The organism is Streptomyces tsukubensis, from assembly GCF_003932715.1.
Taxonomy (GTDB): domain Bacteria; phylum Actinomycetota; class Actinomycetes; order Streptomycetales; family Streptomycetaceae; genus Streptomyces; species Streptomyces tsukubensis.
Map to the genome: position 1 here is coordinate 2,701,454 of NZ_CP020700.1, position 15,480 is coordinate 2,716,933.

The 15,480-nt window shown below is 68.2% G+C and carries 20 protein-coding genes and 1 riboswitch; of the genes, 6 read left to right on the top strand and 14 right to left on the bottom strand.

Going from position 1 to position 15,480, the window contains the following annotated elements; genetic code table 11:
- Nucleotides 1-21 precede the first annotated feature (21 nt).
- From B7R87_RS10275 to B7R87_RS10300, 6 genes are all read right to left on the bottom strand, one after another.
- Complete coding sequence (locus tag B7R87_RS10275) at nt 22-327, bottom strand: hypothetical protein (RefSeq protein ID WP_006349110.1); 306 nt, start codon at nt 325-327, stop codon at nt 22-24.
- Complete coding sequence (locus B7R87_RS10280) at nt 324-485, bottom strand: hypothetical protein (RefSeq protein WP_157997773.1); 162 nt, start codon at nt 483-485, stop codon at nt 324-326. Before B7R87_RS10280 ends, B7R87_RS10275 begins: the two co-directional genes overlap by 4 nt.
- Nucleotides 482-793, bottom strand: a complete 312-nt coding sequence (locus B7R87_RS10285; RefSeq protein WP_006349109.1) for a hypothetical protein — start codon at nt 791-793, stop codon at nt 482-484. The genes B7R87_RS10280 and B7R87_RS10285 overlap by 4 nt, the downstream gene beginning before the upstream one ends.
- 184 nt (nt 794-977) lie before the next feature.
- The gene (locus B7R87_RS10290) at nt 978-1,166 is read right to left on the bottom strand and encodes a hypothetical protein (protein ID WP_006349108.1); all 189 of its coding nucleotides are present in this window, start codon (nt 1,164-1,166) and stop codon (nt 978-980) included.
- A gap of 377 nt (nt 1,167-1,543) precedes the next feature.
- On the bottom strand, nt 1,544-2,728 hold the full coding sequence (locus B7R87_RS10295) for a helix-turn-helix domain-containing protein (protein ID WP_006349107.1): 1,185 nt from the start codon (nt 2,726-2,728) through the stop codon (nt 1,544-1,546).
- Nucleotides 2,729-2,806: 78 nt separating this feature from the next.
- Nucleotides 2,807-4,069: a helix-turn-helix domain-containing protein gene (locus B7R87_RS10300; RefSeq protein WP_006349106.1), complete on the bottom strand. Its 1,263-nt coding sequence runs from the start codon at nt 4,067-4,069 to the stop codon at nt 2,807-2,809.
- Nucleotides 4,070-4,264: 195 nt separating this feature from the next.
- Between B7R87_RS10300 and B7R87_RS10305 the strand changes: the two genes are divergently transcribed.
- From B7R87_RS10305 to B7R87_RS10330, 6 genes are all read left to right on the top strand, one after another.
- Nucleotides 4,265-4,822 carry a flavoprotein gene (locus tag B7R87_RS10305; RefSeq protein ID WP_078902346.1) on the top strand — a complete coding sequence of 186 codons (558 nt, stop codon included), beginning with the start codon at nt 4,265-4,267 and terminating at the stop codon, nt 4,820-4,822.
- A 342-nt stretch (nt 4,823-5,164) separates the two neighbouring features.
- Nucleotides 5,165-5,371, top strand: coding sequence for a hypothetical protein (locus B7R87_RS10310; RefSeq protein WP_006349104.1), 207 nt, complete (start codon nt 5,165-5,167; stop codon nt 5,369-5,371).
- A complete protein-coding gene (locus tag B7R87_RS10315) occupies nt 5,355-5,879 on the top strand; it encodes a DUF6879 family protein (RefSeq protein ID WP_040916204.1) in 525 nt (174 codons plus the stop codon). Before B7R87_RS10310 ends, B7R87_RS10315 begins: the two co-directional genes overlap by 17 nt.
- On the top strand, nt 5,863-6,699 hold the full coding sequence (locus tag B7R87_RS10320) for a Scr1 family TA system antitoxin-like transcriptional regulator (protein WP_006349102.1): 837 nt from the start codon (nt 5,863-5,865) through the stop codon (nt 6,697-6,699). The genes B7R87_RS10315 and B7R87_RS10320 overlap by 17 nt, the downstream gene beginning before the upstream one ends.
- A gap of 159 nt (nt 6,700-6,858) precedes the next feature.
- Nucleotides 6,859-7,341, top strand: a complete 483-nt coding sequence (locus tag B7R87_RS10325; protein ID WP_040916202.1) for a hypothetical protein — start codon at nt 6,859-6,861, stop codon at nt 7,339-7,341.
- 91 nt (nt 7,342-7,432) lie between these two features.
- Nucleotides 7,433-8,095 (top strand): class I SAM-dependent methyltransferase, encoded by a 663-nt coding sequence (locus B7R87_RS10330; RefSeq protein WP_040916200.1) that lies wholly within the window; start codon nt 7,433-7,435, stop codon nt 8,093-8,095.
- 205 nt (nt 8,096-8,300) lie between these two features.
- On the opposite strand, the gene B7R87_RS10335 is transcribed toward B7R87_RS10330, so the two are convergent.
- From B7R87_RS10335 to B7R87_RS10365, 8 genes are all read right to left on the bottom strand, one after another.
- Nucleotides 8,301-9,251, bottom strand: a complete 951-nt coding sequence (locus tag B7R87_RS10335; RefSeq protein WP_006349099.1) for a PLP-dependent cysteine synthase family protein — start codon at nt 9,249-9,251, stop codon at nt 8,301-8,303.
- A gap of 6 nt (nt 9,252-9,257) precedes the next feature.
- The gene (locus tag B7R87_RS10340) at nt 9,258-9,545 is read right to left on the bottom strand and encodes a MoaD/ThiS family protein (protein ID WP_006349098.1); all 288 of its coding nucleotides are present in this window, start codon (nt 9,543-9,545) and stop codon (nt 9,258-9,260) included.
- Between the two features lie 143 nt (nt 9,546-9,688).
- Nucleotides 9,689-9,817, bottom strand: coding sequence for a putative leader peptide (locus tag B7R87_RS34065; protein ID WP_006349097.1), 129 nt, complete (start codon nt 9,815-9,817; stop codon nt 9,689-9,691).
- Between the two features lie 66 nt (nt 9,818-9,883).
- Entirely contained in the window at nt 9,884-10,693 is an 810-nt protein-coding gene (locus tag B7R87_RS10345; protein WP_006349096.1) for an ABC transporter ATP-binding protein, read from the bottom strand.
- Complete coding sequence (locus tag B7R87_RS10350) at nt 10,690-11,772, bottom strand: FecCD family ABC transporter permease (RefSeq protein WP_130584633.1); 1,083 nt, start codon at nt 11,770-11,772, stop codon at nt 10,690-10,692. The genes B7R87_RS10345 and B7R87_RS10350 overlap by 4 nt, the downstream gene beginning before the upstream one ends.
- Entirely contained in the window at nt 11,769-12,794 is a 1,026-nt protein-coding gene (locus tag B7R87_RS10355) for an ABC transporter substrate-binding protein (RefSeq protein ID WP_006349094.1), read from the bottom strand. The genes B7R87_RS10350 and B7R87_RS10355 overlap by 4 nt, the downstream gene beginning before the upstream one ends.
- 38 nt (nt 12,795-12,832) lie before the next feature.
- Nucleotides 12,833-12,976: riboswitch (cobalamin riboswitch) on the bottom strand.
- A gap of 25 nt (nt 12,977-13,001) precedes the next feature.
- Entirely contained in the window at nt 13,002-13,424 is a 423-nt protein-coding gene (locus B7R87_RS10360) for a Mov34/MPN/PAD-1 family protein (RefSeq protein ID WP_006349093.1), read from the bottom strand.
- A 162-nt stretch (nt 13,425-13,586) separates the two neighbouring features.
- Nucleotides 13,587-15,053 carry an amino acid permease gene (locus tag B7R87_RS10365; RefSeq protein WP_006349092.1) on the bottom strand — a complete coding sequence of 489 codons (1,467 nt, stop codon included), beginning with the start codon at nt 15,051-15,053 and terminating at the stop codon, nt 13,587-13,589.
- Between the last annotated feature and the right edge of the window lie 427 nt (nt 15,054-15,480).

The window sequence follows — 15,480 nt, forward strand, 5'->3', positions numbered from 1 at the left end:
TCTGACGGCGCGCCCGGTGCGTCACACGGGCGGGGTGCCGGGCGGTGACTTCGGGGTCGGCTTCGGCGGGTGCGGGCCCGGGTCCGGGGGGAGCTGAGGTTTGGGCTTGGCGTGCTTGCCCATCTCCAGCTTCCGGTGAGTGAGCCGGTAGATCCCGAGAGGCGGGAAGAGGACGACGCGGGGTGGGCAGTCAGCGAGGGCGCAGGCCGCGCAGAGGAGGTCCCGGCCGGTGGCGGTGATCCGGGAGACCGTTACCGGCTCGCACCAGCAGGCTTCGCAGTGGGTGACATCGGTGGGGCTGCACCTGAAGTCGATGCTGAGGATCATGCGGGGTCTCCGGAAGCGGTGAGGGCGTCGAGGATGTGCTCGGGGCAGGTGATGCGCCCGGGGTGGACTTCGACAGGTGCGGTGGTGCTGCGCCCGCAGACCCGACATTCGGCGTCGGGCGGCTTGAGCAGCGGGCGCAGGAGCCCCTCCCGGGTCACCGGATCCACGTCCAAGCGGGCCCGGGCCGCACGGCCCGCACCGCGACCGGCCGCGGGAAGCGAAGCCCGTTCCGCGCGACGATCAGCCGCCAGGCCTCGGGCGGCGCGATGGTCCCCGTGGCGGTGGCGGTGGCCCGCTGCCGGAGGATCTCCTGCGCTTCGGTCTGGGAGGGGCTGGTCCAGGGCTGCGTCCACGGGTCGACGGCGGGATTCGGTCGTACGAGGACGATCACCAGGGGCTGACGCCTGCGGCGCGGGCTGAGGAAAGTCCGTAACCGGGCGAGCAGGGCGACGATAGGGTTCCGCATACGGCGGATCAACTCCTTGTGTGAGTTGGTTGGTTGAGCCCCGAACGGACCGGTGGTGCGGTCCTTCGGGGCGTTTTGTGTACGTGGGGGTGGGGGGTCCCGGCCCCGCGCCGGGGGTCGTTTACGGGGCCGGGACCGTTTCCCGTACGCGGGGCATTTGGGGCTGCGGCGCGTACGGGAGCTTTCAGTGCCCGGTGCGCTGGGGGATCTTGCGCGGGGCGGGGCACTCGGGGTGCGCGTAGAGGGAGGGCCGGGCCCCGGACGCGGAGAACCCGAGCATCACGAGGTTCTCCGAGGTCGGTTCGACGGGCCTGTCGCAGTAGACGCAGTATTCGGGAGGCGGACCGGGTACGGAATCGGGGCCGCCGGTCATGGCCGGGCCTCCGACGGCGAGTCGCGGTCGGGGCAGACTGAAGCGCCGCAGCGACACGGTGGCCACGTCAGCGCGGACCGGATCCCGGGCGGTGGTGAGCCGTGGTCGGTGGCAACCACACCCCACTTGCGCGCCGACTGTTGATCGGGGAACCCACGGAGGGAGGAGCCCTCGGCAACGTCGGCAGGGGGCAGCTCGCCGGGCGGCGCGGAGCGCCGGTGGGTAGGGTGAGCCATGTCGTCAACTCCTGGTTGATGGCCACGCCCCCGGACCGCTACGACGGTCGCGGGGGTCCTGTGTGTCCGTCAGGATGCCGACATGAAAGGGCCGGAACTATCAGGAATGACTGATAGCTCCGGCCGTAACCTCGCGCCGAGTCACATACCCAGCCAGGTACCGAAAGCGCTGAATGCCTGCGGCATGGAACGCTTCGACGACTCCAGTCCCCGATAGGTCTCACGGACCGTGGAGTGGTACCGAGTCTGTTGGGGGGCGATCTCGCGTGCCGACTGGAGGTTCTTGAACGCCGCTTTGGTGTGCCCGGTCCACATCTGGGCGCGTGCTACCTCCGCGTGGTGATGGGCGAGCCTGGACGGCGGCCACCGGTCCGGGATGGCGATTTCCTCGGCCGACCGTACGGCTTCCGGGTAGAGGTCCAGCTCGGCGAGCACGCTCACGCGATGGACGCCTACGTTGGTGGGCCCGAACGACAACCAGTGATCCTTCTCGGCAGGCCCGGTCCGCAGCGCGATCCGTTCGGCCTCTTGGAGGTGCCCCTCGGCTGACTCCCGGTCCTTCTTCCGCCCTGCCAGCACGGCCGCGCCCAGGTGCAGCTGGCCGCGTACGACATCCAGCTCGCGCCCGGAGTCCGCCTGGTCGAGCCGCAGCATTCCCAGGTCGATGAGCCGCCGACCGCGCTCGTAGTTGCTGGCCCGCAGGTAGGCCAGGGCCCGGAAGTACTGCCGCATGCCGCCCAAGACGGGGTCGGACGCCCGCTCGGAGGCCCATTCCATCCGGTCGAGCGCAACGGTGCACAGGTCGTGATAGCCGAGTTTGGTCGTGACGTCGTAGGCGGCGCGGTAGGTGCTGGCGAGCCGTGCCCAGCTCCGGCTGTCGGACCCCGTGTGGGCGACGGCCGTCGCCTCGTAGATCAGCCCGGGTAGTTCGGCTGCGGCCTTCTTGATGTTCCCGGCCCGCACCATCGCGCACAGGGCTTCTGCATGCGCCGAAAGTTCGCTCTCCGGCCGGGGTGGCACACCGGAGTCCTGCCGCAGGTCGTAGGCATCCAGTGCCTCGCGGATCGGGTTTATCAAGGCGTCGAGCTGGTCGCGCCGCAGTTCGTCGATGTACGGCTGTCCGGAAAGGTCGGTGACGGACACGGACAGGGCACGTGCCAGTGCGCCCAGAACTGATGGGCTGACGGGAAGAATCCCCTGCTCGACCTTGGTAACGGTGCTGTACGAGACGTTCGCGCGGCTGGCCAGCTCTCGCTGCGTCAGATGGCGGATTTTCCGGGTATGGGCAATGCGGGCGCCGGTGTGGATCGGCTTGCTTGGCGACATTCGCGTCTCCAGTTCTGCATCGACACAGGAAACGGTATCCGTACGCCGCCCCCACGGGCTCCAACTCCGTTGATGTGCCTACCCGAACCGGACACTCCGCGGCAGTCCCAGCTTGACTGCCAGTTCCGAGGCCCTCCGGCGGCGGGAGGGGCTCCGGCTCTCGGTCTCCTCCATCACGATCGTCTTGGCATAGCCGTTGTACTTGATGGTCTCGGGCGCGGCCTCGTGCGCGCGGGACAGGATCGCCAGCGCGGCATCGGGCTGACCGTCGAGCTGATAGCCGCGCGCCTCTTCGATCCGGTGGCGGGCCCGGCGGGGCCGGGAAGGGATGGGCACGGCATCGGAGGCTGCCGCCTGCCGGACCGCCTCACCCGCCTGACGCAGTTCGACGGCGACGGTGACCGCATGGGCGCCCATGATCGCGCGAGAGAAGCTGGTGACCGGATGGAAGTACGCCTCCGGCAGGCGACGGGCCATGGCGTCGGCCCGGTCCCAGTACCGCCAGGCCGTACCGGCGTCACTGCGGCAGGCAGCGGTGTACCCCGCTTCAAAAGTGAGGGCGCCGGCGATGGCGAGGACATCGTCCCCGGCATCGGGAAGCAGCGGCTCCAAGTAGTCGAGGGCGGCATTGGTGACGGCGTCAGCGGCGTCGAAGTGGGCCGGGCCTTCGTCACGGTGGGCCTGCGCGCTCAGCCAGGCAGCCACTCCGATGGTGTGCGGGTCCTCGGATTCCTGCGCGGTGACCATGCCGCGTTCGGCCACCCGCCACAGCAGAGCTGCGTCCGATTGGTAGGCGAGAAAGAACTGGGCGAGTGAGTACACCTCGGACAGCACGGCTTGAGCGGACCGCCTTTGAGTGGCCGTGCCGACCTGGCGCGCCGCCGACTGCGCGTCACGGATCAGTTCCGGCAGAAGAGCACCCACCACTTCGCGGTGTTCGGGAGAGGAGTGCCGTGCCGCCCAGGCTCGCGCGAGCCGGGCCGTCAGATGGGCGGTCGGGGGCGCCTCCCGGTCGGCACCCAACGTCAGTGCGTCGACCGCCGCCCGTACGGCACCGAGCCGAGGGTGTCCCGGTCCGGCGAAGAGTTGCACGCTGACGGACTGGTCCCCGGTCAGCTCCGAAAGATCCCGCAATCGCAGGATCTCCGCGAGCCGGAGGACGGCGTCCAGCTTCGGCGTCTTCAGCCGCCCCGTCTCCAACGCCTTCACCCATGAGCCGTTCCGGCCCATCAGTCCGCCGAGTTGGTCGCGGGTCAGTCCCTTGCGGGTACGGAGGATCTGGAGGCGCTGCCCGAAGGCGAGCGGGTCGGCGTACGGGTCCGGGACGGCACGAGGTGACACGGCCTTGCCTCTCTCCCGAGCAGCAACAGCACGACTCCGTCAGGGTAAGAGGCACAGCGCGGCTTCTGTGAGCGTTGCCCGTGCATTCACCCCGCACGGAGACCGCGTCGTGCCGACAGTCCGGTGACGATCCCGGTGACGTGCTGTCCCTCCGCCTGCTTGCGGACCGTCGCTCTGTGTTGTGAACTGCGCGCAATGACAACGCGTGTGCTCTATCTGATCGCCTGTGCCGCCGGTCCCACTCAGTACATCGACGACGGAGTCCGAGCAGCGCAATCCAGCGGCTGGGACGTGTGCCTCGTCCTGACCCCGTCCGCGGCTCATTGGTGGCAAGAGCGACTCACCGAACTCTCAGCGTTGACCGGCCATGCCGTACGCAGCCAGTACAAGCGCCCGGGCGAAGGGGACTCGCTGCCCAAAGCCGATGCCATGCTGGTGGCCCCACTGAGCTGCACCAGCCTGAACAAATGGGGCGCGGGCATCGCTGACACGCTTGCTCTCGGGCTGGTCTCCGAGGGCGTGAACATGGGCCTGCCCGTGGTGGCCATGCCCTACTTCAACCAGGCTCAGGCACGACAGCCCGCAGTTGCTCGGAGCGTCACCGATCTCAGAAGCCAGGGTGTGATCTATCTGGATGGCGCTTACGGCTATCGGTCGCACCGGCCCAAGCACGGTGATCCGAAAGCCTTCCCATGGGGCAAAGCTATGAGTGCGATCAACACGCATTCGCGGCAAGGCATACCGCCTCTGTGAACGCCGTGCATGGCCTCGCCCCACCGTCTATGCGACTCCGCCAGGGTAAGGAACAGCACGGCTCCTGTGAGCGGGGCGCAGGGACTCGCCCGTACGAGGCCGTGCACACCAGCCGCACTGGTGGAGCATCCAGTAGGACGGCTCCAACACGGGCCCAGCGAGAAAGACGGACCGTCTTTCAAACCTGCGTGTCCGGCCGCGGCTCGGCTGCACTCGCCCCTGGTCGCACGGGTTTATGCCACAACGCGCATAGTCGCGTCCCTGCGTGGACGCCCGAACGGTGTCCCCGTACGGTCGTGGTCATCAGGGGCCGGCCGGCCCCGGAGGCAAGGGGGTTCGATCATGGCTCGTGAGGAACTGACCCGGCTTACCGGCAACGGGAACGGCACGTGCGGAGGGGAGGACTGCCCGAACGTCTACCGCACGGCGACCGGGTCGTTCTTGATTCAGGGCGACGTATCCCACGCGTTCAACGCCCCGGAAGGGGAGGGGCTCGTGGAGATCCCGGAAGAGACCTTGAGGGAGGCCGTGCGTGCTCTTGGATGGTGAGAACTGGAGTCGCAGATTCGCGGAGATCAAACGCGAAGCATGGCGGCTCGAAACTCTCCCGCAGTATCTCGTACCGCAGGAGGACAAGGAATTCTCGGCCTTCCGCGAAGGGAGGCCACCGACTCCCTACACTGACTCCGCATACACTGAACGGGTCCGCCGCCAGAAAGCTGAGGGCAAGCGGAACGGCCGCGTGCACATCGTGACGCAACCACTCTCCGACTACCTGCGGTTCGAGTTCAGTCGGTACTACACGGCACACGCCCTGGCGGGTGACAACATCCGCATCCTCGACGTGACCAGCCGGCTGAACCCTCTTGAAGGGGTCCAGGACTTCTGGATGTTCGACCAGGCGGAAGTGGTCCTCATGAACTATGAGGCGAACGGGACGCAGATCAACCGCGAGGTTTTCGAGGGCGACGTTTCCAGATTCATCGAGTACCAGCGCACCGCGATCGCGGAATCGGTGCCCTTCGAGGAGTACGTGAACGGTGGCCATCCAGCCTGACCGAATTGACCAGTCCGGGCTGGAACTGGCCGCCATGCTCAAGCATCTTCGCAAACAAGCCGGGCTCTCAGGGGCCCGGCTTGCCGCGCGTTGCAATATGTCGCAATCCAAGGTCAGCCGCATCGAGGGCAACCGGGTCCGCCCGTCTCTCGTGGATGTCGAGCAGATCCTGAAGGGGTTGGGGACGTCGCCGCCTGTCGCGGCCGAAGTACTGGCTCTGGCCCGCATCACTCAGACGGAATGGCAGGACCGCAGAGCCCTGCACCGCAAGGGTCTGGACAAGAAGCAACTGGAACTGGCAGGGATTGAGGCATCCACCACAGACTTCCGGTACTTCCTTCTATCCATGACCACAGGCCTGCTGGCAACCCCGGAATATATCAGAGAAAGCATCTCCGACACACCGCCTGCACAGCAGGCAAAGGCCGTACGCATGAAACTCGAACGACAGGCGGTACTGCTCGACCGATCCAAGAAATTCGCGTTCATCCTGACCGAGCAGGCCGTCAGATACCCACTTGCATCTCCCGGCGCCATGGCGATGCAGATCGACCTGTTGATCTCCATTTCCCGGCAAGAGAACATCCGGGTCGGGGTGCTACCAAGAGACGTGAAGTTCAGCAGCACTCCACTGAGTACATTCACGGTGTACGACGAGCGCTTGGCAACCATTGAGACGGACTTGGGCGCGGCCGTATTCAGAGGCTCCAAGGATATTCGGTCACTCCTGGAGCGGTTCAGCAGCTATGAGGCGTACGCGGCCTTCGGCAGCGACGCCAGGGAGTTGTTGACCCATTGGGCAGGAACATTTCGGCAATGATCTTTAGTCCACAGCGCGCATATTTCTGCCATACCTGCCCCTTTGAGGGGAACATTGTTCTCCAGCGGGCCGACAGGTTGCCCATCGGCCGGAACCACCATGCAACCCGGGGCCGCATCAGTTCAGTGCACCGCTCGACACAGCAGGAGGTCATGCACGATGAGCACAGCAGTCCGGCCGCGGACCCGTGATCCGCGCACCATCCTGAACGCGCTGCAAGAACGCGTACCCCACCTCGTGACGGACGTGGGCGTCACCGATCTCTGGGAGCGGGAGGTTCGTCTTCTTCTTCGCGACAGCGTGGCCGTGCGGAGCTTGGCCGAGCGCATCCTCGGGCAGGGCGTCGCCTATGTCATCACCGCGATGGAGAACCCCGGCACCGACATGGGTGTCGGGTACACCGTGGACATCGGTGTACACCAACTGATCCTCGACACTCCTCTCTACTTCGCCTTGTGTGACGCCCACAACGGGGGCCGGTACAAGCACCACGCCCCTCTCATCGAACGACGCCGTGACGGCGTTGTGGCGCGCACGGCCGAACTCATGCGCGCGAGCGGGTTCGCCGTCGATGACGAGCTGTGGGAGATCGACGCTTCCGACTGCTCGCCTTGCAACGACAAGGTCCCCGACAGCCACTGACCGGCGCTACAGTTCCTGCCCCTGCCTTCCCCGCCCCGGAGGGTGGGGGCGCAGCACTGCCGCACCTCCGACACGCGAAGGACGCTTCCCGTTGCCCGCACGACACGACATCGACGCCGAACGCGAACTCTGGGACACCTATGCCGAAAGCACTCGGAAGGATGTGTACGAGTCGGATCCCGTCTTTCGCTGGACGCAGTACGTCGGGCACGGGCCGGGCCCCGAACTTCTCGGAGCGCCGGAGTCCGTACTCGAAGTCGGATGTGGCACAGGTCGGGCCCTGGCGTACCTCGCCCAGCAGGGAATCAAGGCAACCGGCGTGGATATGTCGCCCGTGATGGTGGCGAACACGACGGAACGATGGGGCCCGCTGGGGGTCCGGTTCGTGTGTGCGGAGGTGCTCTCGTACCTGGCCGAGACGGCAGAGACGTACGACGCTGTGTATTCGATGTTCGGTGCCGTCTGGTTCACCGACCCGGCCAAGCTTCTTCCTTTGATCGCATCCCGCTTGAATCCCGACGGCGTACTTGTCTTCTCCCACCCCCCGGCCATTCCAGGCGCATACGGCCCGCAGGGGATGTACAAGGGCGGTTTTGCCGGCAGGGCAATGTACACATACCGCTACAGTTTCACTCTCCGGAAATGGGAAAGCCTTCTGACCAAGGCAGGGTTCCGGGAAGTGGAAGTGCGCGTCTTGGAAGCCCCGACACAGGGTCACATCGGAACTCTGATCGGCCGTGCCGTAGCGGCCTGAGTAGTGTTGCAACATCGAGGCCGAATGTCGGCCTGTTCTACGCCTGGCGGCCGACAGCATCGGGCCGAGCCCTGCACGGGCGGGGGCCCTGCCGAAACCCAAGAAGCCTCGACGGTTCACGGTCGGCCTCACCGACCTCGGAATTGGGCCCGGCGCGACGAGGCGCCGGGCCGGTAGGGCTCCCGCCGATTACGCAACTACACAGTCACGCCCAGAGCTGGCCCTGCAGGGTTTCGATCGCCGCCTCCGTCGTCTCCGCCGTGTAGACGCCCGTCGACAGGTACTTCCAGCCGCCGTCCGCGACCACGAACACGATGTCCGCGCTCTCGCCCGCCTTCACCGCCTTCTTCGCCACCCCGATCGCCGCATGCAGCGCGGCGCCCGTCGAGATGCCCGCGAAGATGCCCTCCTGCTGGAGGAGTTCGCGGGTGCGGCGGACCGCGTCCGCCGAGCCGACCGAGAAGCGGGTGGTCAGGACGGATGCGTCGTACAGCTCGGGGACGAAGCCCTCGTCCAGGTTGCGCAGGCCGTAGACCAGGTCGTCGTAGCGGGGTTCGGCCGCGACGATGGAAACGTCCGGGACGTTCTCGCGGAGGTAGCGGCCGACTCCCATCAGGGTGCCGGTGGTGCCGAGGCCGGCCACGAAATGGGTGATGGACGGGAGGTCGGTGAGGATCTCCGGGCCCGTCGTGGCGTAGTGGGCGCCCGCGTTCGCCGGGTTGCCGTACTGGTAGAGCATCACCCAGTCGGGGTGCTGCTCGGCGATCTCCTTCGCGATCCGGACGGCGGTGTTGGAGCCCCCGGCCGCCGGGGAGGAGATGATCTCGGCTCCCCACATCGCCAGCAGTTCACGGCGTTCGTCGCTGGTGTTCTCCGGCATGACGCAGACGATGCGGTAGCCCTTGAGGCGGGCCGCCATCGCCAGGGAGATGCCGGTGTTCCCGGAGGTCGGTTCCAGGATGGTGCATCCGGGGGTGAGCCGGCCGTCCTTCTCCGCCTGTTCGATCATATGGAGCGCGGGGCGGTCCTTGATGGAACCGGTGGGGTTGCGGTCCTCCAGCTTGGCCCAGATGCGGACCTCGTCGGAGGGGGACAGCCGGGCCAGCCGGACCAGCGGCGTATTGCCGACGGCGGCGAGTGGGGAGTCGTAACGCATCGCCGGTCAGCGCATTCCGCCGGCGACCGCCGGGAGGATGGTGACGCTGTCGCCGTCGGCGAGCTTGGTCGCGATGCCGTCGATGAACCGGACGTCCTCGTCGTTCAGGTAGACGTTGACGAAGCGGCGGAGCTGGTCGCCGTTCTCCTTGTCCACGATGCGGGCCTGAATGCCCGCGTGCCGCGTGTCGAGGTCGGCGAAGAGCTCGGCAAGGGTGTCCCCGTTGCCCTCGACGGCCTTCTCGCCGTCGGTGTACGTACGCAGGATGGTCGGAATGCGGACCTCGATGGCCATGGGGTGGACTCCAGTCGGCTGGCGTGGCGGCGGGGACGCGGCTCGGTCCCGCGCCGAAGCGGCTCGGGCGGTGCGGATCGGGTGCGCCGGGCTGGCCGGCGGCGGTGCAGCGGTGCGGTGGTACGGCGGTGCTCAGGACACGCTCAGAGGCGCGGGCTCCGGCCCGCTCGGGTACACAACGCGCTGGCGAGACGGCACAGGTCGACATGGAGCCGCGCCACGAGCAGCACGGCGCCGCTCTGCGTCTTGTCACTCATGTCGTGGAGAACCATGCGGTCATCGTACCGATTCCCGTCCCCGGGACCGGAATGTGATCTCGCATCGCGGAACGAATCCGCTCACCTGGTGGTCATGGCCTCCTGGAAGTCCGGCGGGAGGTAGGTGATCGTGGGCGCCCCGGTCCTGGGGTGGACGGCGACCTCGGCGTTCACCCCGTACACCTCGGAGAGCAGGGAAGGCGTGAACACCTCCCCCGGCGGACCGGAGGCGACGATCCGGCCGGCCTGGAGGACGTGGATCCGGTCGCAGTAGTACGCCGCCAGATTGAGATCGTGCAGCGCCAGCAGGCCGGTCGCGCCCAGGCTCCGGACCAGGGCCAGAATCTCCCACTGGTATCGGATGTCGAGATGGTTCGTGGGCTCGTCGAGCACGAGCAGCGCGGGGTCCTGGAGCAGGGCGCGGGCCACCAGCGCCCGCTGCCGCTCGCCGCCGGAGAGCGACGGGAACGGCCGGTGGGCGAGGTCCCCGATGCCCAGGCGGTCCAGAGCCTCGTCGGCCGCCCGGCCGTCCGCCGCGGTATCGGCTTCCCAGAAGCGTTTGTGCGGTGCCCGCCCCATGAGCACGATCTCGCGGACGGTCAGCTCGAACTCCGGACGGCTGTCCTGCGGTACGGTCGCGACCCGCCGCGCCCGTTCCTTGGGCCCGAGGGCGAGCAGGTCCGCGCCGTCGAGGCGGACGCTTCCCGCGGTGGGTCGCAGGGTTCCGTACACACAGCGGAGCAGGGTGGTCTTGCCGCTGCCGTTCGGGCCGACCAGCCCCGCCGTCTCGCCGGGGCGGATGTCCAGGTCGGCGCCGTCGAGCAGGAGCCGGCCCGTGGCGGTGGCGTACGAGAGTCCCCGTACGGTCAGTTCGGCGGCGGTCGTCGTCACGCGGGGGCTCCTTCCGTGCCGTCGACCGAGCGGCGGCGCATCAGCCAGAGGAACAGCGGTCCGCCGATGAGCGCGGTGAGCACCCCGACGGGCACATCCTGCGGGGCGGCGACGGTACGGGCCGCGAGATCGGCCACCACCAGCGCGACCGCCCCGCCGAGCGCGGCCACCGGCAGCAGCGCCCGGTGTGCCGCGCCGACCAGCATGCGGGCGGCGTGCGGGACCATCAGCCCGATGAAGCCGACCGCGCCGCTCGCCGCCACCAGCACCGCCGTCACCAGCGAGACCAGGACGAAGGCGGCGGCCCGGAAGCGGGCCACGTCCAGTCCGAGTACGGTCGCCCCCTCCTCCCCCACCAGCAGCAGGTCCAGCGGCCGGGCGAGGGCGAGCAGCAGCGGCAGGGTGAGGCCGACGACGACGGTCGGCAGCCAGACCGAGTCCCAGCGGGCGCTGCCGAGGCCGCCGAGCGACCAGTACAGCGCCTCGCGGAAGTGCTCCGGCCGGGAGGAGGCGACGAGGACCAGTGTGGTCAGGGCGGTGAAGACGTAGCTGATGGTGACCCCGGCGAGCACCAGCCGGGTGCCCGTCATCCCGCCGCCGTGCCGCGCCAGCCCGTACACCAGCAGAAATGCGGCGAGGGAGCCCGCGAAGGCGCCCGCGGGCAGGGCGACGGCGGTGGTCGTGCCGATGCCGAGGACCAGGACGAGGACCGCGCCGGTGGACGCCCCGGAGGAGATCCCGAGGAGGAAGGGGTCCGCGAGCCGGTTCCGCACCAGGGCCTGCAGGACCGTGCCGACGACACCGAGACCGGCGCCGACGACCACCCCTAGCAGGACCCGGGGCAGCCGGACGTCCAGGACGATCGTGCGGAAGGGGCTCGGCTCGGCGCCCGGCAGCAGGGCCGCGACGACCTCGCGGGGCGGGATGCGTACGGAACCGAGCGCGAGCGCCGCGAGGACCGCGGCGGCCAGGGCGACGAGCAGCCCGGCCGTCACGGCCCCGAACCGGAGCCGGGAGGCGGCGGGCACCGCGGCGCCCGCCTCCTGCCCGGCCCCCGCCGGCGCGAGGAGGCGCTTCATCGGGCGATCTGCGGGGCCAGCTTGGCGATCGCGTCGGGCGCGCGGACACCGAGGACCGCGTCCGAGAGCGGGAGGACGGCGAACCTCTTGTTCCGGATCGCCGGTACGTCCTTCAGCGCCGGGTCCGCAAGCAGCTTCCGCTTCTTCTGCTCCAGGCTCGTCGCCCCGTAGTCGTAGATCACGATCACCTCGGGCTTACGGGCCACGACCTGCTCCCAGGTCGCGTCACCGAAGCTCTTGGGGATGTCGGCGAAGACGTTCCGGCCGCCCGCGCGGCTGATCAGCTCGTTGCCGATGCCCTTGCCGCCGACGGTGAACGCGGTCTTGTCGCCGCTGTCGTAGACGAAGACGGGGACCGGCGCGGTCTGCGTCTTCTTCAGCTCGGCCGCGGTCTTCGCGACGGACGCCCGCGAGTCCGCGATCCACTTCTGCGCCCGGTCTGCGACGCCGAAGGTACGGCCGACCTCGTCGATCTCGCGGTACACGTCGTCGAGGGTGGTCCGCTTCTCGGTGCAGTACTCCAGGTTGAGCCGGGTGTCGATGCCCGACTTCTTCAGCTCGTCGCGGGTGCGGCCGTCCTTGGCCTCGAAGGCGCTGGCGTAGCCGCCGTAGACGAAGTCGGGGTTCGCGGCGAGGAGCTTCTCCTTGGAGGGGTACTCCTTGGCGACGACCGGGATCGCGTCATAGGCCTTCTGGTAGCGCGGGAGCACCTTGTCGTCGAGGTAGGCGGTCCCGACCAGGGACTTCTCCAGGCCCAGTTCCAGCATGATCTCGGTGACGTGCTGGTTCATGGTGACGGCCCGCTTCGGGGGCGCCTGGTAGGTGGTCTTCACTCCGCAGTTGTCGACGGTGTACGGGAAGCCGGGCCGGGCCTCGGCCTTCCCGCCGTCCTTGCCGGAGCCCGAACCGCCGGAGCCGCCGGAGCCGCAGGCGGTGAGGGCGAGCGGGAGCAGGGCGGCGGCCGTGACCGCGAGGGCGGTACGACGGCGTGCGGTACGGCGTCCGGATATGCGCATGGACATGCGTGGGTCCTCCTCCGGGGATCCGCGTCCCCTGGGTCATGGGAGAAGGGCGATGGGTCAGTTCCTGACTGACGGCCGCGGGACGGCACGCGGGGTGCGTGCACGTGTCAGCGGCTGTTCACAGTGGCGGGACCGCGCCGGATTCGCACCGGCTTCCTGGGTCCCACCGCCCCGTATGGAGTTGGAGCGCCGCACGGGCGCTGCGGGTCAGTATGCCTGGACGACCCGGACTTCCTCCTCGGTGACCTCTCCTTCGACGATCCGGAACGAGCGGAACTGGAAGGGGCCCGCTTCGTCGGTGTCGGCGGTGGAGACCAGGACGTAGTGCGCGCCGGGCTCGTTGGCGTAGGTGATGTCGGTACGCGACGGGTATGCCTCGGTCGCGGTGTGCGAGTGGTAGACGATCACCGGCTCCTCGCCGTTGGCGTCGAGTTCGCGGTAGAGCTTGAGCAGATCGCCGGAGTCGAATTCGTAGAACGTGGGCGAACGGGCCGCGTTCAGCATGGGGATGAAACGTTCCGGCCGACCGCTGCCCTCGGGGCCCGCGACCATGCCGCACGCCTCGTCGGGGTGGTCGGCTCGGGCGTGCGCGACGATCCGGTCGTACAGATCCTGGGTGAGGGTCAGCATGCGGATCAGGATAAGCGCGGACCGTCCGAATGGCGGAAGGTCCGGTCCGAACCGTTTCACGGTTCGGACCGGACCTTCTCGGATGCCGGACGGCGGGTGGGTGGGGCAGGCAGCCGCCCTCCCGCCGTCCGGCACGTTCAGGGGCCGGAGCCCCCGCGGCCGTCAGCGCTTGGCGAAGGCCGCGCCCTCCGGGTTCTTCGAGCGGAGGACCAGATAGGAGACGCCGAGCACCAGCGCCCACAGCGGGGCCACGTACAGGGAGATCCGGGCGTCCTTGTCGATGCCCATCAGCACGATGACCATGCCGATGAACGCCAGCGCGAACCAGCTCGTCCAGGGCGCGCCGGGCGCCTTGAAGGAGGATTCGGCGACCTCGCCGCGCGCGGCCTTGGCCCGGTAGCGGATATGGCTGACCAGGATCATGATCCACGCCCACATACCGGAGATGGTGGCGAAGGAGACGATCTTGTTGAAGGCGTCGCCGGGCCACTGGTAGTTGATCCACACGCCGATCAGCATCAGGCCCGCGGAGAAGGTGGTGCCGATCAGCGGGGTGCCGTGCTTGGTCAGCCGGGTGAAGAGCTTGGGGCCCTGGCTGTTGAGCGCGAGGTCGCGCAGCATCCGACCGGTGGAGTACATGCCGGAGTTGCAGGACGACAGCGCCGCGGTGAGCACGACGAAGTTGACGATGCCCGCGCCGATCTGCAGGCCCATCTGGTCGAAGGCGGCGACGAACGGTGAGACGCCCGGCCGGAAGTTGGTCCAGGAGACGACCGAAAGGATCATGATCAGGGCGCCGACGTAGAAGACGGCGATCCGCCACGGCACGGTGTTGATGGCCTTGGGGAGGGTCTTCTCCGGGTCCTTGGACTCACCGGCGGTGACGCCGACCAGCTCGACCGCGAGGAAGGCGAACATCACGATCTGGAGGGTCATCAGGGTGCCGCCGAGGCCCTTGGGGAAGAAGCCGCCGTCGCTCCAGAGGAGGGAGAAGGAGGCGGTGTCCCCGGCGTCGGTGAAGCCGAGCGTGATGATGCCCGCGCAGATCAGGATCATGCCGACGATGGCGGTCACCTTGACCATGGAGAACCAGAACTCCAGCTCGCCGAAGATCTTCACGGAGATCAGATTGGCGAGGTAGAGGACGATGGTGAAGCCCAGGGCCGAGATCCACTGCGGAAGGTCGAACCAGTACGTCATGTACTCGGCCGCCGCGGTGACCTCGGTCATTCCGGTGACGACCCAGAACAGCCAGTACGTCCAGCCGGTGGCGAAGCCCGCGAAGGGGCCGACGAACTCCCGCGCGTACTCGGAGAACGAGCCCGAGACCGGCCGGTACATCAGCAGTTCGCCCAGCGCCCGCATGATGAAGAAGATGACCACGCCCGCGATGGCGTAGGCGAGGATGAGGCTGGGTCCGGCCTTGGAGATGCCCTTGCCCGCGCCGAGGAAGAGACCCGTTCCGATGGCACCGCCGATGGCGATCATCTGAATCTGACGGGCACCGAGTGCCCGGTGGTAGCCCTGGTCCTCGACGGTGGCCGCCGGGGCTTTCGTACCGACCGAGCCGCCGGGTCCGCCCGGTCCGCCCGGTCCGTCTTTGGAGTCGTCGACCTGCACCGAGGTCATAGCTGCTGCGCCCTTCTCTCCATGCCGATCCGCGATCCGTTGCGCCCCCCGGCGATACGGCTGCGGATCAGTTCCTGATCCCCCCGGATATGGATGGAGTGCCACCGGCGGTCCGCCGGCAAAAGCGCCCCCAGGAGCATGGGTGGCGCCCCTGGTGGTCGTGAAGATTTATCACGGTTGCTCCAGAGATCAATCCGCTGCGTTGTGGCACATTGCACAGAAAGAACCGGGCAAACAGCACTTTGCCGGGCAGATTACCCCAGGCAGGTAACGCGATCGTTATCCGGATTTGAGTGTCCGTTGAGCGAACAACCGAACGGACGGACGGGGCTGAGCCGCGTGGGGCGCGCGAGCCGTGCGAGCCGTGCGAGGGGTACGAGGCGCGCGAGGGGTACGAGGCGCGCGAGGGGTACGAGGCGCGCGAGGG